Source organism: Candidatus Symbiopectobacterium sp. NZEC151, assembly GCF_025962655.1.
GTDB lineage: Bacteria > Pseudomonadota > Gammaproteobacteria > Enterobacterales > Enterobacteriaceae > Symbiopectobacterium.
This window is the reverse complement of sequence record NZ_JAGFPE010000004.1, coordinates 86931-108272: the sequence shown is the minus strand read 5'-3', so window position 1 is coordinate 108272 and position 21342 is coordinate 86931. Positions and strand designations below refer to the sequence as shown.

17 protein-coding genes and 1 riboswitch are annotated in these 21342 nt (G+C 54.4%); of the genes, 8 read left to right on the top strand and 9 right to left on the bottom strand.

The features are described 5' to 3' along the window. The first annotated feature begins 14 nt into the window (after positions 1-14). Genes mdtD through baeR form a run of 3 tightly spaced genes read left to right on the top strand, consistent with a single transcriptional unit; the run spans position 15 to position 3556 of the window. On the top strand, positions 15-1442 hold the full coding sequence (gene mdtD / locus J5067_RS13920) for a multidrug transporter subunit MdtD (RefSeq protein WP_264651360.1): 1428 nt from the start codon (positions 15-17) through the stop codon (positions 1440-1442). A gap of 7 nt (positions 1443-1449) precedes the next feature. Further along, positions 1450-2820, top strand: a complete 1371-nt coding sequence (gene baeS, locus J5067_RS13915) for a two-component system sensor histidine kinase BaeS (protein WP_264651359.1) — start codon at positions 1450-1452, stop codon at positions 2818-2820. Between the two features lie 7 nt (positions 2821-2827). Further along, positions 2828-3556 carry a two-component system response regulator BaeR gene (baeR, locus tag J5067_RS13910; protein ID WP_264651358.1) on the top strand — a complete coding sequence of 243 codons (729 nt, stop codon included), beginning with the start codon at positions 2828-2830 and terminating at the stop codon, positions 3554-3556. A 42-nt stretch (positions 3557-3598) separates the two neighbouring features. Here the strand turns inward: baeR and J5067_RS13905 are convergent, their stop codons facing one another. Continuing rightward, positions 3599-4426, bottom strand: coding sequence for an isochorismatase family protein (locus tag J5067_RS13905; protein WP_264628171.1), 828 nt, complete (start codon positions 4424-4426; stop codon positions 3599-3601). Positions 4427-4462: 36 nt separating this feature from the next. After that, complete coding sequence (locus J5067_RS13900) at positions 4463-5095, bottom strand: NADPH-dependent F420 reductase (RefSeq protein WP_264643590.1); 633 nt, start codon at positions 5093-5095, stop codon at positions 4463-4465. A 160-nt stretch (positions 5096-5255) separates the two neighbouring features. Between J5067_RS13900 and J5067_RS13895 the strand changes: the two genes are divergently transcribed. From J5067_RS13895 to yegS, 4 genes are all read left to right on the top strand, one after another. Beyond that, positions 5256-6188 (top strand): LysR family transcriptional regulator, encoded by a 933-nt coding sequence (locus J5067_RS13895; RefSeq protein ID WP_264643591.1) that lies wholly within the window; start codon positions 5256-5258, stop codon positions 6186-6188. Positions 6189-6341: 153 nt separating this feature from the next. Further along, a complete protein-coding gene (locus J5067_RS13890) occupies positions 6342-7283 on the top strand; it encodes a glutathione S-transferase family protein (RefSeq protein WP_264651357.1) in 942 nt (313 codons plus the stop codon). Positions 7284-7433: 150 nt separating this feature from the next. Further along, the gene (gene yegQ / locus J5067_RS13885) at positions 7434-8798 is read left to right on the top strand and encodes a tRNA 5-hydroxyuridine modification protein YegQ (protein ID WP_264643593.1); all 1365 of its coding nucleotides are present in this window, start codon (positions 7434-7436) and stop codon (positions 8796-8798) included. Positions 8799-9188: 390 nt separating this feature from the next. Continuing rightward, positions 9189-10088, top strand: a complete 900-nt coding sequence (yegS, locus tag J5067_RS13880; protein ID WP_264643594.1) for a lipid kinase YegS — start codon at positions 9189-9191, stop codon at positions 10086-10088. A 7-nt stretch (positions 10089-10095) separates the two neighbouring features. On the opposite strand, the gene psiE is transcribed toward yegS, so the two are convergent. The 5 genes from psiE to J5067_RS13855 all read right to left on the bottom strand — a co-directional run bounded on the left by psiE (position 10096) and on the right by J5067_RS13855 (position 17926). After that, entirely contained in the window at positions 10096-10503 is a 408-nt protein-coding gene (gene psiE / locus J5067_RS13875; protein WP_264643785.1) for a phosphate-starvation-inducible protein PsiE, read from the bottom strand. A 287-nt stretch (positions 10504-10790) separates the two neighbouring features. Further along, positions 10791-13865 (bottom strand): efflux RND transporter permease subunit, encoded by a 3075-nt coding sequence (locus tag J5067_RS13870; RefSeq protein WP_264643595.1) that lies wholly within the window; start codon positions 13863-13865, stop codon positions 10791-10793. Further along, entirely contained in the window at positions 13865-14950 is a 1086-nt protein-coding gene (locus tag J5067_RS13865; RefSeq protein WP_264643596.1) for an efflux RND transporter periplasmic adaptor subunit, read from the bottom strand. The genes J5067_RS13870 and J5067_RS13865 overlap by 1 nt, the downstream gene beginning before the upstream one ends. Before the next feature lie 174 nt (positions 14951-15124). Then, a complete protein-coding gene (arcA, locus tag J5067_RS13860; RefSeq protein ID WP_264643597.1) occupies positions 15125-16399 on the bottom strand; it encodes an arginine deiminase in 1275 nt (424 codons plus the stop codon). A gap of 15 nt (positions 16400-16414) precedes the next feature. Continuing rightward, positions 16415-17926: an amino acid permease gene (locus J5067_RS13855; RefSeq protein WP_264643598.1), complete on the bottom strand. Its 1512-nt coding sequence runs from the start codon at positions 17924-17926 to the stop codon at positions 16415-16417. A gap of 420 nt (positions 17927-18346) precedes the next feature. Here J5067_RS13855 and J5067_RS13850 point away from each other — a divergent pair, with 420 nt between their 5' ends. Next, positions 18347-19315 carry an acyltransferase family protein gene (locus tag J5067_RS13850; protein ID WP_264651356.1) on the top strand — a complete coding sequence of 323 codons (969 nt, stop codon included), beginning with the start codon at positions 18347-18349 and terminating at the stop codon, positions 19313-19315. A gap of 57 nt (positions 19316-19372) precedes the next feature. On the opposite strand, the gene thiD is transcribed toward J5067_RS13850, so the two are convergent. Together thiD and thiM are read right to left on the bottom strand one after the other, a co-directional pair. Beyond that, a complete protein-coding gene (thiD, locus tag J5067_RS13845) occupies positions 19373-20197 on the bottom strand; it encodes a bifunctional hydroxymethylpyrimidine kinase/phosphomethylpyrimidine kinase (RefSeq protein WP_264651355.1) in 825 nt (274 codons plus the stop codon). Beyond that, complete coding sequence (thiM, locus tag J5067_RS13840) at positions 20185-20988, bottom strand: hydroxyethylthiazole kinase (RefSeq protein ID WP_264651354.1); 804 nt, start codon at positions 20986-20988, stop codon at positions 20185-20187. The genes thiD and thiM overlap by 13 nt, the downstream gene beginning before the upstream one ends. A gap of 37 nt (positions 20989-21025) precedes the next feature. Further along, positions 21026-21122: riboswitch (TPP riboswitch) on the bottom strand. Positions 21123-21342 lie beyond the last annotated feature (220 nt).

Genomic DNA, 21342 nt, shown 5'->3' with positions numbered 1-21342 from the left:
AGGCCCGTTATTTCATGCGTTTTTCGTCCACCCCGTCAACGGCCCAACCGGCCTCCGTGCGCTGGCAGCTTTGGATTGTCGCCTTTGGCTTCTTTATGCAAACGCTCGATACCACCATTGTCAACACCGCACTGCCGACAATGGCGCTCAGCCTGAATGAAAACCCGTTGCGCATGCACTCCGTCGTGGTGGCTTATGTGCTTACCGTAGCGGTGATGCTGCCAGCCAGCGGTTGGCTGGCAGACAAACTGGGGGTGAAACGGGTCTTTTTTGCTGCCATCATCATTTTCACGCTGGGCTCGCTGCTGTGCGCGCGCTCTGAAACCTTGAATGCGCTCCTGATGTCGCGCGTGATCCAGGGCGTAGGTGGTGCCATGATGGTGCCGGTCGGTCGTCTGACGGTGATGAAGATTGTGCCGCGTGACCAGTTTATGGCCGCCATGACCTTTGTCACCATTCCCGGCCAGATTGGGCCGTTGCTCGGCCCGACGCTGGGCGGGCTGCTGGTGCAGTACGCCAGTTGGCACTGGATTTTCCTGATTAACCTGCCGGTGGGAATTATCGGTGCTATCGCCACCTGGTTGATCATGCCGAACTACACCACAGAAACCTCGCGCTTCGATCTTCGCGGTTTTCTCTGGCTCGCCATCGGCATGGCAACATTGACCTTAGCCCTGGACGGACACAAAAGCCTGGCGTTGCCGCCGATTGCCATCGTCGGTTTGATTGCTGTCGGGATTATTGCACTGCTGAGCTACTGGCTGCATGCGCGTCACAATGAAAACGCCCTGTTCAATCTGAATCTGTTCAACACGCCCACCTTTTCCATTGGCATCAGCGCTGGTTTTCTGGCGCGTATCGGCAGCGGCATGCTGCCCTTTACCACACCGCTGTTTTTACAGTTGGGCATGGGATTCTCGCCGTTTCACGCCGGATTGATGATGATCCCGATGATTATCGGCAGCATGGGCACCAAGCGTATCGTGGTCAGCATCGTTAACCGCTTGGGCTACCGCACCGCACTGGTAGTTTCTACCCTGGCACTCTCGCTCAGCACCCTGCTGTTTGCCACCGTCGCACTGCTGAACTGGCTGTGGCTATTGCCACTGGTGTTGATACTGGTCGGCGTTGCCAATTCGGTGCGTTTTTCCACCATGAACACCCTGACGCTGAAAGACCTGCCGGACAACATCGCCAGCGGAGGCAACAGCCTGCTGTCGATGACCATGCAGCTTTCCATGAGCCTCGGCGTGAGTCTGGCGGGCATTCTGCTCGGTATTTTTGCCCAGCAAGGGACGCTGGACATCGCCAGCCCGGCAACCGCCGAGGTATTCCGCTATACCTATCTGAGCATGGCCGTCATATTGGCGCTGCCCGCCCTGCTGTTCCTGCGCGTGCCGCCGGACCAAATCAGGCAGAACGTGCTGCCGGGAAAAAGGTGAGGATACGATGAGATTCGGCATTACCGCTAAACTGTTTCTCGCCATTTTTGCCACCTGCATGCTGGTGCTGATCACCATGCATTGGGGCGTGCGGATGAGCTTCGAACGCGGCTTTGTTGATTACATCAAGCAAGGCAATGCGCAGCGCGTCGAGCAGTTGCGTGATGCATTGCAGGAACAATACGCGCAGTACGGCGATTGGACATTCCTGCGTAACAATGAACGCCTGGTGTTCAAACTGCTGCACACCATGGACCAAAATGAAGATGACGGCAACAGCATGCGCGGCTGGCGAGTCCGGCTCTGGGTGCTGGATGCCCAGCGTAACCGACTGTTTGGTTCTCCCGCGCCGATTGCCGCCGAAAGCACCTGGCAAGCCATTCGCCATCAGGGCGTGGTGGTCGGTTGGGTGGTGGCATCCCCCAGTGAACGCCTGACGCGCGATGCGGATATCAATTTCGACCGGCAGCAACAGCGCACCAGTTGGTTTATTGTCGGGCTGTCAACGCTGCTCGCCATCATTGTGACCTGGCTGATGGCGCGCGGCCTGCTAGCACCGGTAAAACGGCTGATGCAGGGCATTCACCGTCTGGCAGCCGGGGAGTTTACCGCTCGCGTGCCGGTCAATACCCGCGATGAGTTAGGCCGACTGGCGCAGGATTTTAACCAACTCGCCACCGCACTGGAAAAAAACGAGCAGTCGCGCCGCGCCTTTATGGCCGATATTTCCCATGAGCTGCGCACGCCGTTGGCGGTACTGCGCGGCGAACTGGAAGCCATACAGGATGGCGTGCGCAAGGCCAATACCGGCTCCCTGCTCTCGTTGCAAAACGAAGTCTCCACGCTGACCAAGCTGGTGGATGACCTGCACCAGCTGTCACTCTCCGATGTCGGCGCGCTCGCTTACCGCCGGGTTTCCGTGGATTTGATCCAACTGCTGCATATCAGCGTTGCGTCCTTCAACGAGCGCTTTCAGAAAAAACACATCAAGGTCATCACACAACTGCCTGAGCGCGCCAGCGCCTTTGGCGATCCGGACCGACTCAGCCAGCTGTTTAACAACCTGTTGGAGAACAGCCTGCGCTACACCGACAACGGTGGACAGTTACAGATCCGAGCCCATACTGAAAATGGCGTGTGCACCCTGATATGGGAAGACAGCGCACCGGGCGTCGACGCCGAGCAACTGGCGCGGATTTTCGATCGCTTCTACCGCGCAGAACGATCACGCAATCGCGCCAGCGGCGGTTCAGGGCTGGGATTGGCTATCTGCAAGAATATCGTTGAGGCCCACGGGGGACGATTGTATGCTAGCGCTTCCTTACTCGGTGGTTTGCAGATGACCGCCGAATTCCCGCTTCATCCACCGGAATCCTGAAACGCCGATGACCGAAACCTTATCGAACGAGACGCTGCCAGAGCAGGTGCTGATTGTTGAAGATGAGCCCAAGCTCGGCCAGCTTTTGGTGGACTACCTTCAGGCCGCAGAGTACCACACACACTGGATTACTCACGGCGATGAGGTGTTGCCCTGGGTGCGTGAGCACTCACCGTCGTTGATTCTGCTGGATTTGATGCTGCCAGGCACCGATGGCCTGACGCTGTGCCGCGTCATCCGCCAGTTTTCCAATGTGCCGATTATTATGGTTACCGCGCGCAGCGAAGAGATTGACCGGCTGCTGGGATTGGAAATTGGTGCGGATGATTATATCTGCAAACCCTACAGCCCACGGGAAGTGGTGGTGCGGGTGAAAACCCTGCTGCGCCGTTGCCGCTGGCAGTCTGCGCCGCCGCCCGAAGCGGGGCTGGAAGCCGCCTTGCAGATCGATAACCGCCGTTTTCAGGCCAGCTACCTCGGGCAACCGCTCGATCTGACACCGGCAGAGTTTCGCCTGCTGAAAACCCTTTCGGCAGAGCCCGGTAAGGTTTTCTCGCGCGAAGCGCTGCTGGATAAGCTCTACGACGACTACCGCGTCGTCACCGATCGCACCATTGATAGCCATATCAAAAATCTGCGACGCAAGCTGGAGCAACTGGACGAACAGACATCGTTTATCCGCACCGTTTATGGCATGGGATACCGCTGGGAAGCCGGCTCCTGTGAAGTGGTCTAGCGCACTGAGGCTCCCGACCAGCGGGAACCCGTTAATGACCGCTTACTTCACCACACCAAACGGATCCGGCACGGTGTGTTTGTTGGCGTTGTTCCAGTAATTCTGCACGATCCAGCCGTATTCCGGCAATCCGTCGATAAAGGGCTTCAACATGGCATCGGCTGAAGGTTTCTTCCAGTCGGCTTGAAGCTCTGCCCCTAACGCGTAGACCGTTTCCAACTGCGCGCCCGCTGCCGTCATGCGTTGCATCGCCGCATCCGCTTCATACTTACTCCAGGCACCGGAGGCATCCACCACCGGATAAACCTGATAGCCGTCATTCAACATGGCGAGCGTCGGGAAGGCAACGCAGGTACCCAGCGTTACCCCAGAAATGATGATGTGGGTACGACCGGTCTTCTTCACCAGATCTTCCAGTGCTTTACGGAATGACGGATCTTCATAGGCATTGATGATCCCGGTGCGACGGTAAATGGGTTCATCTTTAAAGATCTCTTTCAGTTCCGGCAGGGTGTCGCCGTTTTGCCATTGCGCATTGGACGAGGTGATCAACACCGGAATCTTTAACGCTTTCGCCATTTCGGCCAACGCGACCACGTTGGCTTTATAGCCGGATGCCTGATTGAAATCACGCGTACTGGCCATCAAACCCACCTGCTGATCGATAAACAGCATAATGGTGTTTTCGGGGGTTGGCTTGTCGTAGGCCACGCGCCCGGCTTTACGCGCGTCGGCGGTGCTAACCTTGTTCGGCAAAATCTGATCGGCTATCGGGCTGATGATGTCGGCCGGACGATCCTGAGCAAACGACGGAGCGCAAACCCCAGCCATCAACAGCGATGCGATCGCGACGCTAAGTACCTTTTTCATTCCATTCTCCTGTTTCGTCAATGTAGTAGTTGTTGCTTATGCGCGGCTCAGCCAGGCCGGAACGACATCGGTGCCTAACCCCGCGCCGTAGCCAAAATAGATATTCAAACCGGCTAACGGTTCGAGATAACGGGCGTTGCGCAGCGTGCCGGCATCCACCGGTTTGAAGCCGGTACTGGCAATCAAGGTCTGCACAGTGGCTTTGGCTTCCGCGTCATCCCCGGCATAAAACACGGGCGCAACCTGCCCTGCGACAAAGGCTGGGCCTTCTGCTACCACCTGGGCAAACGTGGTGTTAAACGCTTTGACGATATGCGCCGTCGGGAACGCTTTGGCGATCTCTTCCGCGGCTGACGTGCTGTGGCCGAGCGTCAGGCTCATGTAATCAGCCGACAGCGGGTTGGTAATATCAATCACCACTTTGCCGCTGATATCGCCCAGTGAAGAGAGTGCGCTAACCGCATCATCGTAGGCGGTCGCCAGCACAATCACCTGCGCACCTTGCGCGGCAACCGTGGCAGGCAGCGCCTGTGCACCGCTAAACTGCGCGGCTAATGCCTGTGCTTTGTTAAGGTCACGCCCTGTCACGCGAACCTGATGCCCTGCCAGCGTAAAACGCTTAACAAAACTGGACCCCATATTGCCAGTGCCTACAACGGTGATGATCATGATGAAACTCCTGGTTAATTAGCTGATATGTATATAGTTAGTGAATGAAACACAGGTTTCGCTTCATGGTTTGGGAGTTTACAAGTCTTATAATCAGAGATATATACGGTGTTTAGAGATGAATTGTCTCTGATATAGAAACAATCATGCGGAGTGCAGAATGGACAAGTTTCAGGCGATGAATACCTTTGTGGCGGTCGTTGAGGCAGGCAGTTTTGTCGGGGCTATGGATACCGTGGCGTTGTCTAAGCCGGTGGTGTCACGTCACGTTGCCGAGTTGGAGGAGTACCTCGGTGTGCGTCTGTTGCAGCGCACAACGCGCCGATTATCGTTGACGGAGGAAGGCCAGAACTACTATTTGCGCTGCAAAGAGTTGCTGGCATCGGTAAAAGAGGCCGAATCGGAAATTACCGCCTGCTCGGCGGAGGTTCATGGGCGATTACGCGTCGGTGCGCCGCAAACCTTCGGCGTGAAATACCTTGCGCCGCTGTGGGGTAAATTTGTGGAAGAGAACCCGCAGGTAAAACTCGATATCATTCTGTCCGACCGCGTGGTGGATCTGGTGGAAGAAGGCTACGACGTGGTGATTCGCATCGCACAATTGCCTAACTCGATGCTGGTGTGTCGTCCGCTCGCCAAAACACGCATGGTGCTGTGTGCCTCACCGGCCTATCTGGCGCAACAGGGTACACCGCAACATCCGCAGGCGCTGCGCGATCATCGCGTTATCTCGTACAGCTATTGGGCACCGGGCAATGAGTGGCACTTCTCTCCCAATGACGGCAGTGAAGCTATCACGGTGAAAACTCAACCGCATATTCATGCCAACAACGGGGATACCTGCCGTTATGCAGCGCTGGCGCATCAGGGCATTATTCTGCAACCGGATTTTCTGGTGGGTGAAGATTTACGCGCAGGTACGCTGGTCGAAGTATTGCCCGATTACACCACGCTGGAGCTGAATATTTACGCCGTCTACCCAACGCGCAAATTGCTGCCGCTGAAGGTAAGACGCTTTATCGATTTTCTGGCCGAACAGCTCAGCACTCCCCCCTGGTACGGCTGCACGGGCACGTCGGGAAATCAGCGTTAAAGCCAGCTCGTCAAAAAAACTGTTCGACTTGATGAAAAATCTGCCCTGTTTCGTATTGCTCCGGCTGTTAACATGGATAACGTCACAACAATAACTATGATTATTTTTTAGGTTTGTCTCACCGACAACAGGCAAGATGGGGAACGCTATATCATGTCAGGTTTAGTCAACGGCCAGTGGGTCAATGGCGATGTCGCCGCAGAAGAGATCAAAAATGGGGCTTTTCAGCGCCAGGAAACGCTGTTTCGCCAAACAACACTGATCCCAGAAGCGGGCCGCTATCAACTTTTTGTTTCTTATCTCTGCCCGTGGGCGTCGCGCACCTTGATGTTTCGCAAGCTTAAGGGGTTGGAAAATATTGTTTCCCTGTCCATTGCGCAACCGGTGATTGCAGATAACGGCTGGGAGTTTACCACCCCGCAAGAGGCGGGCGAGCACGTTGCCCCCGTACGTTACCTGCATCAGTTGTATACCGCCAGCGATGCCCATTACACCGGTAAAGTTTCAGTGCCAGTACTGTGGGATCGTATCGAAGGGCGCATCGTTAATAACGAATCGGCCGATATCATTCGTCTGTTCAACAGCCAGTTTGATGCCTTGACCGGTAACCACGAGGATTATTATCCCCTCGCCCTGCGCCCCACCATTGATCAATGGAACGAGTTGATTTACCACAACATCAACAACGGCGTGTACAAAACCGGCTTTGCCAAAACCCAAGAGCACTACGAAAACGCCGTGACGACACTGTTCGATACGCTGGACCGCGTTGAGACGCATCTGGCGACGAATCGCTATATTGCCGGTGATACCATTACCGAAGCCGACTGGCGACTGTTTGTGACTTTGGTGCGTTTTGATGTTGCCTATCACGGTGCGTTCAAATGCAATATCCGCCGCATTGAGGATTACCCTCATCTGTCGAACTACCTGCGTGAGCTTTATCAGTGGCAGGGCATCAAACAGACGGTCAACATCGACCACATTAAAGCGGGTTATTACGGTATCCGCTGGCTGAACCCGACCGGCATTGTGCCGCTCGGTCCACAGGTTGATTTACAACGTGCGCACAACCGCGCCAGCCTCGGGAAGTAATCCTCGTTGCCCACGCCAGCGTGCGCGTGGGCAATAGCCACACTTTTTCTGCGTCGTTAGCTGATTTTTACCGACATTAGCGCTAGAATCCCCCTCCTTTACTGTTCCCCCGGGGAACAGCCTGACTTGTGATCAGACCAGAGAGACACCATGTTTAAACCGGAACTGCTTTCTCCGGCCGGTACGCTGAAAAATATGCGCTACGCCTTCGCGTATGGCGCTGATGCGATCTATGCCGGTCAACCCCGTTACAGCCTGCGGGTGCGCAATAACGAATTCAACCACCAGACGCTGGCGCTCGCTATCAATGAAGCCCACGAACTGGGGAAAAAATTCTACGTGGTGGTGAACATCGCCCCGCACAACGCCAAGCTGAAAACCTTCCTGCGCGATCTTCAACCCGTGATTGATATGGGGCCGGATGCGTTGATCATGTCCGATCCCGGCCTGATCATGCTGGTAAGAGAAAACTTTCCGCACATGCAGATTCACCTTTCGGTGCAAGCCAACGCGGTGAACTGGGCAACGGTGAAATTCTGGCAGCAGATGGGGCTGAGCCGCGTGATCCTGTCCCGCGAACTGTCACTGGAAGAGATTGCCGAAATCCGCCAGCAGGTGCCGGAGATGGAGCTGGAAATTTTCGTGCACGGTGCGTTGTGCATGGCCTACTCTGGCCGCTGCCTGCTTTCCGGTTATATCAACAAGCGTGACCCCAATCAGGGCACCTGCACTAACGCCTGCCGTTGGGAATACAAGGTACAGGAAGGCAAGGAAGACGATACCGGCAATATTGTTCACCTGCACGAACCGATTCCGGTCCAGAATGTAGAACCCACGCTGGGTATTGGTGAGCCGACCGACAAAGTGTTTATGCTGGAAGAGAACCTGCGCCCCGGTGAATACATGAGTGCCTTCGAAGATGAGCACGGCACCTACATCATGAACTCGCGCGATCTGCGCGCCATTCAGCACGTGGAACGCTTAACCCAGATGCACGTGCACTCGCTCAAGATCGAAGGCCGTACCAAATCCTTCTATTACTGCGCACGCACGGCACAGGTTTACCGTCAGGCGATCGACGATGCTGCCGCAGGCAAACCCTTCGATCCGACGTTGCTGCAAACGCTGGAAGGCCTGGCACACCGTGGCTACACCGAAGGTTTCCTGCGTCGCCACGTTCATGAAGATTACCAGAACTACGAATACGGCTATTCGGTATCGGATCGTCAGCAGTTTGTCGGTGAATTTACCGGTGAGCGGCGTAATGGATTGGCTGAAGTGGCAGTGAAAAACAAGTTCTCCCTCGGGGACAGCGTGGAGATGATGACGCCGAACGGCAACATTCAATTCACGCTCGATGCGCTGCAAAACGCCAAAGGCGAAGCCATCGATGTCGCACCGGGCAACGGACATATTGTGTACCTGCCGGTGCCGGATGACGTGGCGCTGGAGTTTGCGTTATTGCTGCGTAACCTGCCGAGTGACGTGACCACCCGTAACCCCAATGCAGCGTAAGGCGGCGTAACCCCCCTTATGTGTCGTCCTCGGCGAAAGCCGGGGACCTCTTGCAGAAGAAACGCGTTTAGCCTGTAAGAGATTCCCGCCTGCGCGGGAATGACCGAGGAGCAAGATCAACCTGCGACTTTTCGCAAATTTTAGAAACAGATCACATCAATACCCCTACTATCTGGTTAGTATTGCCTCGCTGAGAAAATCTAGAACGAAAAATAAGCGTAGTGATACTACTAGGAACCACCTCCTTGGCCAGCCCAATCTCCCTTGGGCTGGCTTTTTCTTTGGCTTTTTTCCTGCTTTATCCCTTGTTCTGATACCGTTCACGGCCATTTCTGGCTACGCTGTTTATACTTGCAATTGCCTCTTTTCAGCGCAAAAAAGGAGCACGCCATGAGCCAACACCCCGTATCCCTGCTGATTCTCAATGGTAAAAACACCGATAACGATACCTTGCGCAACGCAGTGCAACAGCACAGAGAAGCCGGGTTTACGCTGCATGTGCGCGTGACCTGGGAACACGGTGATGCCAAACGCTACGTCGAGGAGGCCGTACAGCTTAAGGTGGATAATGTGATTGCTGCCGGTGGCGATGGCACCATCAATGAGGTCGCCAGCGCATTGGTGCAATGTGGGCCAGCCCAGCGCCCAGCACTCGGGATCATCCCGCTTGGCACCGCGAATGATTTTGCCACCAGTTGCCAGATCCCGCTTGATATCGAACATGCACTCGCATTGGCGCTGAAAGGGCACCCGACGCCTGTCGATGTTGCCTGCGTCAATGACAGCCATTATTTCATCAATATGGCGACCGGCGGCTTCGCCACACGCATCACCACAGAAACGCCCTCGAAGATGAAATCCGCACTGGGCGGTGCTTCCTATGTGCTGCACGCCCTGCTGCGTATGGATATGCTGACCGCAGAGCGCTGCGACATTCGCGGCCCGGACTTTCAATGGTCAGGTGATACGCTGGTGATCGCCATCGGTAACGGACGGCAGGCGGGTGGTGGCCAACCGCTGTGCCCGGAGGCGCTGATTAACGATGGGCAGTTGCAACTGCGCGTGCTTTCGGCCAAAGAGTTGCTACCCAATATGCTTCAGGCACTGTTCACTGGCAGCGAAAATCCAAACGTGATCGCTGCAACCTTGCCCTGGCTGGAGATCGTTGCGCCTGACGACATCACCTTTAACCTGGACGGCGAGCCGTTAAGCGCCAACCGGTTCCGCATTGAGATCCTGCCCGCCGCCTTGACCTGTCGGCTGCCACCACAGTGTCCGCTGCTGGCATAACGCGCTGTCACTCCCGCATAAGCCGTTTGCTGTTAGCCAGATAAAGCGTCACCACCAGCACCAGAATAGCGGCAGCATAAGCGAGAGTATCCAGCGGATCTTTGTGGTCTACGATGATCAGGCGAATAATCGCGGTAATGCCGATATAGACAAAATAGCGCAGCGGGAAATGGTAGCCCGATTGAAAATACTTCACGATGAGCGCGATAAACTCAAAATAGAGAAAGTAGATAACAATCCCTTCGATGAGCTGAAAAGAAGAGTCTTGTTCACTGCTGATCAGCAACACTTTCGCCAGATGAAATGTCTCTTTCATCAGGAAAATCACCAGAATGGTCGCCAGCAATAATAACCCAACATTGAGTATCGTCTGAAGCATTTGGGCCACTTTAAGCCCGCGCGCAGAACCCGGCATATGCAGTCCTTTATCCATAGAGAATTACCTTACATCATCATCAACGCACCATGCAGCACAGTGGCATGGTCCTGCAAGGGTACGGCAGGCAAATGTCGTTATTATGTCGCTGAGGCTTATGCCGTCAGTCGTTATCATGTCATCGTTCTGTTTTTACCACACTCTCCGCCACTTTCACTCATAACGTTTTGGCATTATTTCATTACGTCACTGACACCATGGGGAGAAATGACATAGCCAGGCAGCACGCTACCTGGCTATGAAGACAAGCGGAGTCGCCAGAATCCTCAGGAGGCCACTGGCACGGTTTTCTCGTCGCGGTTCATACAACTGTAGATCACCGGCAATACCAATAACGTCAACACGGTGGCAAAACCCAGACCAAACATGATAACCACCGCCATGCTTTGGAAGAAGGCATCGCTCAGTAACGGGGCCAACCCCAGTACCGTGGTAAACGCCGTAAGCAGGATAGGACGCAAACGGGAGGTCGATGCATCGATGATGGCGTCACGCAGCGGTTTTTGCTCGCGTTGCAGACCGATCTCCTCCACCAACACAATACCGTTACGAATCAACATCCCGCTCAGGCTAAGCAGACCAATCAACGCCATGAACCCAAACGGAATACCCGTCAGCAGAAACCCGACCGTGACGCCGATCAACGCCAGCGGTACGGTAAGCCAAATGGCGATAGCATGTTTCACCGAGCTGAACATCAATACGGTGATGATAAACATCACGATAAAGGCAATGGGTAGGCTGGTGAGCAGCCCTGCCTGCGCCTCTTTGGTGCTTTGATAGTCACCGCCCCATTCGAGACGATAGCCATGCGGCAGCGCGATGGCATCAATATCAGGCTTAATGCGCCCCAACAACTCGGCGGAGGTTTCACCACTTTGTGAGGCGGGATCGGCCTGTACCGTCAGCGTACGCGTGCGATCGCGACGCATAATCAGCGGATCTTCCCACTCGGTCGTGAAGCGGTTAACCACGTTATCGATCGGAATAAATGCCTGTCGCGCCTGACTCCAGATCATCACGTCATTGAGCCGGTCGGCATTCAACCGCTCCGCATCCGGGGTGCGCAATACGATAGGCATCAGCCGTGTCCCGTCACGGTACAACCCCACATTGATGCCGCCAAAGCTCATCCGCAACGCGTTGTCGATCTCACGCTTGTCGACCCCCAACTCACGCCCAAGATAATCCGAGAACTGCGGGCGAATCACTTTGCTGCTCTCCTGCCAGTCATGCATCACGCCATCCGAATCCGGATCGGCACTCGCCACCTGCTCTGCCGCGGCAGCCAACGAACGCAGAATCTCCGGATCGTTGCCAATAAATCGCGCCTCAATGGAGCTGTTATTGGACGGGCCAAACATGATGCGCTTCGCCTGCCCTTTCACCGCCGGATAGTTATCACGCACATAGGCTTCAATGTCTCGAATTAATGTAGGGATCTGATTTAGCGCATCGGTACGCACCAGTATCTGCGCATAGTTGGCGTATTGCCGCTGGGCGTTGTAGGTCAGCATAAACCGCAACGCCCCCTGTCCCACCGTCACCATGGTGTTGTCAACACCGGGCTGCTCACTGATGTGCTTTTCGATTTCCGCCGCAATCTTCTCGGTATAGGCGATATCGGTGCTGTAGGGCAGCCAGAGATCGACAAAGAAGATAGGCGTATTCGACGGTGGGAAAAAGCTTTGCCGCACGCTGCCAAAACCCACCACAGCGGCGACGAGCAAGCCGGCCAGCAGCGTTAAGGTCAGGGCGCGCTGGTTGAGCAATTTACTCAACAGGGAACGATAGACGCGAAATAGCCAACCATCGTAGGGATTTTTCACCGGCTCATCCGGGTTCTGCGCTGCCACCTTCTGCTTTTCAAACGCCCACTTGGTGAAAGCGGGGGTTAATGTCAGCGCGGTAAACCAACTCAGCATCAGCGAGATAAGCAGTACCTGAAACAGCGATTTACAATACTCACCGGTGGAGTCGTTAGACAAACCAATAGGCGCAAACGCCAGCACGGCAATGATGGTTGCGCCCAGCAACGGGAACATGGTCTGCTTCACCACGCGGTTGATCGCATCCATCGCCGTGGCACCGCGTTGCCGACCGACCAACACCCCTTCAACGATCACGATGGCGTTATCGACCAGCATACTGAGTGCGATCACCAACGCCCCAAGCGAGACGCGCTGCAATTCGATATTCAGCAACTTCATGATCAGCAGCGTGCCCAACACGTTCAGCGCCAGTGAAGCCGCAATCACCAGGCCGCTGCGTACCCCCATAAAAATCAGCAGCGTACCAATGACAATCGCCAGCGCCATCAGGAAGTTCATGATAAAACCATTCACCGCCCCCTCGACTTCATGGGACTGGTCGTAAAACACATTCAACGCCATACCTGCCGGTCGCTCGGCTTCCAGTTGAGCCAGCCGTGCCTTGATAGCCTTACCCACCACAATCACGTTTACGCTGGGGGCGAAGGAGACACCGACGGAGAGCGCCGCCTGCGTGTTGGCGCGGTAAATATTGTTCGGTGAGTGCGTCACGCCCTGGCTGATAGTGGCAATATCACGCAGGTAGACGCTACGCGGGCTGCCCGGTTCGCTGATCAGCAGGTTGCCCAGCTCTTGCACGCTGTCAAACTCACCGGTGGGGTGCAAGCGGATCGATTCGCTACCGACCAAGAGTTCACCGGCATTGGACACCACATTTTGCCGACTGAGCAAATCATACAAGCGCTGCGGCACAATATTGGCCGCGGTCATCTGAGCACGGGAGATCTCTATCTGCACCTCTTCCGGCAACACCCCGACGATCGCCACTTTCCCGACACCCGGCACCACTACCAGTTCGCGGCGCAATACCTCAGCAAAGTTACGCAACTCCTGATTGGAATAGCCATCGCCATACAGGGAAAAGAAGTAGCCATACACATCGCCAAAATCATCGTTGACGAAAGGTGGACTGGCACCAGGCGGCAGTTGGCGTGCCGCATCGCCAATACGACGCCGCAGTACGTCCCAGATTTGCGGTAAATCATCCGGCCCGTACTGGGCTTTGATATTGATAGTGATTTGCGACAGCCCCACGCTGGAGATCGAGGTGATGTTATCGATATAGGGCAGTTGCTGAATGGCATTCTCCAGCGGTAAGGTCACCTCTTCTTCGACCTGCTGCGCGGAAGCGCCGTCATAACGGGTAACCACCACCGCCGTTTTGATGGTAAACGCAGGATCTTCCAATCGGCCAATATTCAGAAAGGCAATGACGCCCCCCAGACCTAACAATAAAATCGACAGCCAGATGCGAGTGCCGTTGTTGATAAAGTTCTCTGTCAGTTTCATTAGAGACCTCGCTCACGAACCCATGCTCGCACTTCCTGGTCTGGCGCTAATTCACGGGTGCCGGCTGCCACAATCCGCTCGCCTTGAGACAACCCGGAAACGACCTGAATGCCGTTCGCCGTCAGTTGACCCAGTTCAACCTGGCGTGAGGTGACAAACAGCTTGCCATCACGTTCATTAACCACCCACACATGCGGTTTATGCTCGGCGCTGGTATCCGGATTGAATACCGCCTCCACCGGAACCACCACCGCCATCGCAGCCGTGCTGCCGGGGAGATTCCCCAGATTGATCTTCACCCTGCCGCTCATGCCCGACAACAACGGGATATCTTGCGGACGTGGCATGGTCAGCACCATACGATAGGTCAGCGCGCCCGACACCGTTTGTGCGGTGTGCTCTTTATAGCTGGCGACAAACTCACGTCCCGGCAGGTTGTTCAATTCAACCACTGGCTGATATTTGACGTTGTTGGCATCGATAATAATAAAAAGGCTTTCGGGGATACTGAATTCCACATCCAGCAATTCCAACGCGTTCAAGGTGGCAATAGATTGTCCTGCCGCGACAATTTGATAATTGCGGGCGTTGACCATGGCGATAACACCGGGAAACGGAGCCCGGATTACCGTGTCGTCCAGCTCTTCTTTCGCCAGTTTCAGCGCCGCCTGCGCCGAGTCGCGTGCAGCACGCTGCACGTCCAGTTCGGCACGCGCCACGATGTGACGCTCGCTCAACGCCGCGTAGCGGTTGAACTGGGTTTGAGACAGGTTAAAGGTGGCCTGGCGATCCTGTAGCCGCAGTCGTGCATCGTTGCTGTTAAGCTCCGCGATCGTCTGCCCTTGTGTGACCGATTCTCCTTCACGCACCAGCAACCGTTCTAACTGACCGGGACGTTTAAACGCCAACTCGGTTCTATCGCCAGCAATAATTCTGGCGGGAAAGATACGCACCCCTTGCTGCGCGCTGTTGCTCACTTCCAGAATACTCACTGGCCGTACCGTAATACTTTTTTCGGTCGCCTCCCTGTCACAGGCAGAAATAAAAAACGCGATAAACGTAACAACGATTAGTTTTATTTTCACGATGCAATCTCTTCGGATCAGATTCACGCGCCGCTGCATCATCGCCATAACCATTACAGCGGTAAACGCCATCGCAGCAAGGTGAATCAGGCCTGGCACCTGGTTAGCATAAACATCTCGTGCACTGACAGTGCGTGTTCATCAGGCGCTCGGTGAGAGCGCCTGATGGGAGCATCAATAATCCACAGGTTCACGAATGATCGGGCACGTCATACAGTGACCGCCGCCGCGTCCACGGCCCAGTTCACTGCCAACGATCTCAATGACTTCCACCCCTTCCTTGCGCAGTTGGGTGTTGGTCTTGGTATTTCGATCGTAGGCGAGCACCACGCCGGGAGACAGGGCGACCATGTTGTTACCGCTATCCCACTGCTGGCGTTCGGTGTCGTAATCGTTACCGGCCGTTTCCACCACGCGCAGTTTTTTGAGGTTCAACGCGCCCGCGATGGCTTCGGTGAAGGTGCCCTTGTCACGATACAGTTTCATCCCGGTTGGGCCATCATCCGGACGCAACGAGAAGGTGCGAATCTGGTTCACAATGGCAGGGTAAAGGGTGACCACATCGCGATCGCAGAAGGTAAACACCGTGTCCAGGTGCATGGCAGCGCGCAATCTCGGCATCGCTGCAATCATCACCCGCTCAACGCCCGAGGCTTTATTGGCAAACAGGGAGGCTGCCAGTTGGGTGATGGCTTGATGCGACGTGCGCTCACTCATACCAATCAGGACGGTTTTATTGCCAATCGGCATCACATCGCCGCCTTCCAGCGTGGCGGTGCCGTGGTGTTTGGTGGGATCGCCGTACCAGATATTGATATTGGCATTGGCAAAATCCGGGTGGAATTTGTAGATGGCGGTCGTCAGAATGGTTTCTTCATGGCGAGCGGGCCAGTAGAGCGGGTTTAACGTTACGCCACCGTAAATCCAGCAGGTGGTGTCGCGGGTATACAGCGTATTCGGCAGTGGCGGCAGCAAATATTCAGTAATGCCTGCCGCGTCGCGGATCAGATTGAGCTCTTCGTGGTCGGCATAGCCCTCTTTCGCCAGTTCGGTGGTAGACAAGCCGCCAATCAACACTTCAGCCAAGGCGCGCGGTGCCAATCCGTCCAGGAAGCTGCGGGTTTCTTTCAAAATGCCCAGAGAGACTTCATCCGGCACAATCTGCTGATCCAGAATCCACTTTCTCGCTTCCGGCAGTGCCACCGTTTCCGCCAGCAGATTATGCATTTCCACCACATCGACACCGTGTTCACGCATTTTGGTCATAAAATCAAAATGGTCGCGCTTGGCACGTTCAACCCACAACACGTCATCAAATAACAGTTCATCGCAGTTGCTCGGCGTCAGCCGATTGTGTGCTTTGCCCGGTGCGCACACCATAACTTTATGCAATTTACCGACTTCCGAATGCACGCCATATTTCTTTTCGGACTTCTTTTTTGTCGACATAATAAGCAGCCTCACTTAGATAGTAATAATGCCTGTCGCAATGCTGTAGATTGCAACAATGGCGGCGACCATAACGATAGCGAAAATCCCAAGTTCGGTTTTATTGAACAGCGCAACCCGCTGTTCGCGTTTGGCCATGATGTACAGCACGGTGCCCGGCCCATAAATCACGGCCGAGAGCAGCAGGTATTTCACCCCTCCGGCGTACAACATCAACAGGGCATACAGTGTGGCGAGCAGCGCAAACGTGAGATCTTTGCGGTGATCGCGTTTGTCGGTTTCATACGTTTCCCCCGTCCAGGCCAGTTTCAACCCGTAAGCGGCGACCAATAAATAGGGGATAAGGGTTAATGAGCTGGTCAACTCGATCGCCAGTTGAAAGGCATACTGGCTGAACAGCATCAGGATCAAAAATACCTGAATGGTGATATTGGTGAGCCAAACGGCGGCAGAGGGCACGTCATGCTTGTTCTCGGTCATGAAGATTTTCGGCATGCTTTGGTGCTTGGCGGCGGAGAACAGCACTTCGGCAGCCAGCAATGACCAAGACAGGTAGGCCCCCAGGACAGAAACGATCAAACCAACGCTGATAAAGACGCGTCCCCACGGTCCCACCACGGCTTCCAGCACGCCCGCCATGGATGGTTGGCGCAGGCCTGCCAATTCAGGACGCAGCAACACGCCGTAAGAGAGCAACGTCACCAGCACCAACAGCCCTAATACACCGATAAAGCCCATCACGGTGGCAATCCCCACATGACGGCGCTCTTTGGCATAGCGGGAATAAACGCTGGCCCCTTCAATTCCCAGGAACACAAAGACAGTCACCAGCATGGTGCTGCGGATCTGGCTGAACAGAGATTCAGGTTCCTGCGCTGGCATAATCGCTGCCGCCGCATGACCGGCATAACCATAGTCGTTAAGGTGCTCAAGATCGGGCGTTACGGCCGCTGTCACAGGCGAACCCCAGAAATTTTGCATGAAAATGTCGCTTTGAAACGCGAAGATCAGCACCCCGACAAAGGCAATAATCGGGACAATTTTCGCCACCGTGGCAATGGTGTTAATGGTGGCGGCGTTTTTGACGCCATTGAGTACCAGGAAATGGAACCCCCACAGGATGATTGACGACACCACCAGTGCAGAGATCGTGTTGCCATCGCCAAAGACCGGGAAAAAAGCCCCCAGCGTGGATTTGATCAGCACGAAATAGGAGACGTTACCGATGCAGGTTCCTGCCCAGAATCCTAATGCAGAAGCAAACCCCAGATAATCACCAAATCCCTCCTTCGCATAGATAAAGACCCCGGAATCAAGATCGGGTTTACGTTGCGCCAGAGATTGAAACACAAATGCCAGCATTAACATGCCGCCACCCGCGATGCACCATGCGATAATGGCACCAAATCCCCCGGTTGCGCGTCCAAATGTCGCCGGTAATGAAAAAATTCCCGCGCCAATCATGGATCCCACGACCAACGCCGTGAGAGACCATAAGGACAGCTTATTTACTGATGAGCTCGCCATGGTATTCCTTCCTGACACAAGGCCTTTGATGTGATGGGCTAATGAAGAGTATTAATTTTCTGACCTACTCTTATTCTGTAAGGATACAAACAACAAGATTTCGTAAAGGGAAATATCCGATTTGAGAGTAGTGAGTGGCACTCACTCCTATTTATTGTGGCTATCACTTCAATAATATTATAAAAAGTCGCAATATCCAGACGACACCCATCAATCGTAAAGAATTAGGATATTGATTACGCCACACTGCTAAAAACATTAAATATCATGAAGTAAAATAAGGAAAAAAGGGAGAGAAACGGAGTGGCAGCGCATCCGGCACGTACAATGCGCTAGGCGGGAAGCCCTTTTAACACTACGCTTATCTTCATGAAAAACAGGGATATAACCATAGGACTTACGGCCAAAGGTGAATGTGCCATGATCAGAGATGTCAGCCAACACGCCTTGAAAAGTTTGAGTTGTTTTGCCGCCGTCACATTTTACTCAGCCAGTCAACTTTGCGTTAACGAATGTTTTATTAATGCTAACGCCATGAGCATTCTCTACTTTCTCTCCACAATAGCTAAGCCATTGTTTTTCATTCTTATTGGATATTTTGACAACATCGACAACCTGACAAAAAAAGAGGTCAGGATAAAAATAAAAAACGTGGTGTTCATCATCGTCTTTTGGAATATTATCCTGTCATTGATTACATTCCAATATATTCAACAGGGATACATACTACAAAATGGAATAATGTTAACCATTGGCGTAATTTACATTATCTACCCCCTTATTATTAAAGCGATGCGTAATGTAAAAATGACATTGGTATTTTTTGCGAGCTTGTTCGCTATTATTTTTCTCTTCGATATATTCAGCCCATTAGATATGCGCGATGATCCACTCTTTATACACAGCTATTCATTTGTCTGGGTATGGGGGGGTTACTATCTTGTAGGAAGAATGCTGGGAACCTCTGCGGGCAGGTTGTTTACCCACCAGCCCGGCATCATCTGGCTGGCTCGCATGATGGTGGTGCCGGTAGGTATCTCGATGTTCTTTTACGAACGCTTTCTCTCAACCCACGCTCAAAATATTGTCACGCCGTGGCTGATGCTTGAGCATCTGCATCTGCTGACCATGTGTTTGGCATTATTCATTGTGTTTGAAAATATCACTATAAAAAACAAAATTATAACTCACGTCGTCGAGTTTATTGGCCCGGCAATGATCGGTGTCTATATTGTGCATTACAGTGTGTTCTATTTCATTAGCACACTCTATGACTTTAACTACGTCAACCTGAAATTTGTTCTGCTGGTCTTGGTGTTTATTGCATCAGTGCTGTTGTGCCGTTTGCTGCTGCTCAACAGGTTTACCGCCAAGATCATCTCTTTCTGACACCACAGGCGTCAAACGGCACTGTCGGCGGCGTAGCGCCGCCGACCGCTTAACGGTCTACCACCATTGATGAAAATGATGTACCGGCCCAATCCCCTGACCCACTTCCAGTGAATCTGCCGCCAGTAATGCATGCTGGAGGTAATGCTTCGCCGCTTGAACCGTATTTTCCCAATCGGGGTGCCGGGGGCGCAGTGCCGCCAGCGCCGCAGACAGCGTGCATCCTGTGCCGTGGGTGTGACGAGTCTTTACCCGTGGCGCGCAGAAACGTTGCGGTGCATGCCCACGTTGAAACAGCCAGTCCGGGCTCTCCGCGTCACTCAAATGGCCCCCCTTGATCAGCACCGCCCGGCACCCCATCTCCAGCAGCCCTTGCCCTTGTGCTTTCATCTCACTTTCTGTGGTTGCCGCATTGCACGCCAACAGCGCCGCCGCCTCCGGCAGATTAGGGGTTATCAGTGACACGCGCGGCAGCAGCGTCTCACGAATCGCGGCGACCGCTTCAGGCGCCAATAGCGGATCGCCGCTTTTCGCCAGCATCACCGTATCCAACACAATATAAGGTACGGCATAGCGTTGCAGGCGCTCGGCGACCGCTTCGACAATATCACTTTGCGCCAGCATGCCGATCTTCGCACTGTCGATACGCACATCGCTCAGCACGGAATCCAGTTGAGCCGCCACAAAATCAGGTTCAATACGATAAACCGACTGAACCCCCTGCGTATTCTGCGCCACCAGCGCAGTGATCACACTGGTGCCATAGGCGCTTAGGGCAGAAAACGTTTTCAGATCGGCCTGGATCCCTGCTCCACCGCTAGGATCGGTGCCTGCGATTGTTAACGCATTTATTCGGGGAACCTGCTCTTTTATAAGGCGCATGTCTGTGCCTCCTGGCGCAATAGCGCAAGCGCATCCAAAAACGCAGGCGTAAAACTGCCCGGCCCGTTGGCCTGCGCGGCGGCACGCTCCCCTGCCCGCGCCATTACGGCACAGGCTGTCGCAACCTGAGATAATCGATCCGCACCGCGCGCACAGAATGCCGCAACGACGGCGGAGAGTGCGCACCCGGTACCCACCACGCGCGTCATCATCGGATGACCGCCCTTTACCGCCCAGACGCGCACACCGTCCGTGACGTAGTCCACCTCTCCCGTCACCGCCACCACCGTTGACCAACGCGCCGCCAGTTCGCGTGCGGCAGGGATGGCCGTGAAGGAAGCGTCCAGGCTATCAACGCCTCGGCCCTGCGAATTGGCACCAGACAGCGCGATAATTTCCGAGGCATTGCCGCGAATCGCCGCCGGTTTGCAAGGCAGCAATTCGCGCACAAAGTCGGTACGAAAGCGCAACCCACCAACCGCGACGGGATCCAGCACCCAGGGCTTGCCCGCCTGGTTAGCGCTATGCACGGCGGCCAGCATCGCATCGGCACGCGTTGATTCTAAGGTCCCCACGTTGATCAGAAGCGCATCGGCCAACGCGGCAAACTGTGCCGCCTCGCCCGGATCCACCACCATCGCAGGAGATGCACCGAGCGCCAGCAAGACATTGGCGGTAAAAGACTGGACCACATCGTTGGTCAGGCAATGGACTAACGGCGAAGCCGTTGAGAAATCGTGCAACACTGCCGCCGCGTGGGCAGCAGAAAAATCGGTGGGCAGGTCGTTCATTATTACTCCCAACCGGCGTGTAAGAAGACGGTAGCCGATCGGAATACCGAGACTTCCCTACGCTGGCATTATCCAGATCAGGTGGTACGGGTATTTCTCAGCCTTCACAAAGAAGGGCACCCCGAGTCATCGCAACATCAATTTACTGTGTGACTGCCACAGCAAAACATATTCAGGATAATCATCAAACCACAGTGTGTAAATTGATTTGTATTCGCCTACCGTCAAAGGGCGGCGGCCTGACAGGGCATTCATTCGCCGCTGAGTGAAAGGAACGCTAAACGGTACGGTTTTTCACTCGTACCCCCCAGATCCCTTCGCCTGTGCGTATGCCACGCTGGCATTATATTCTTC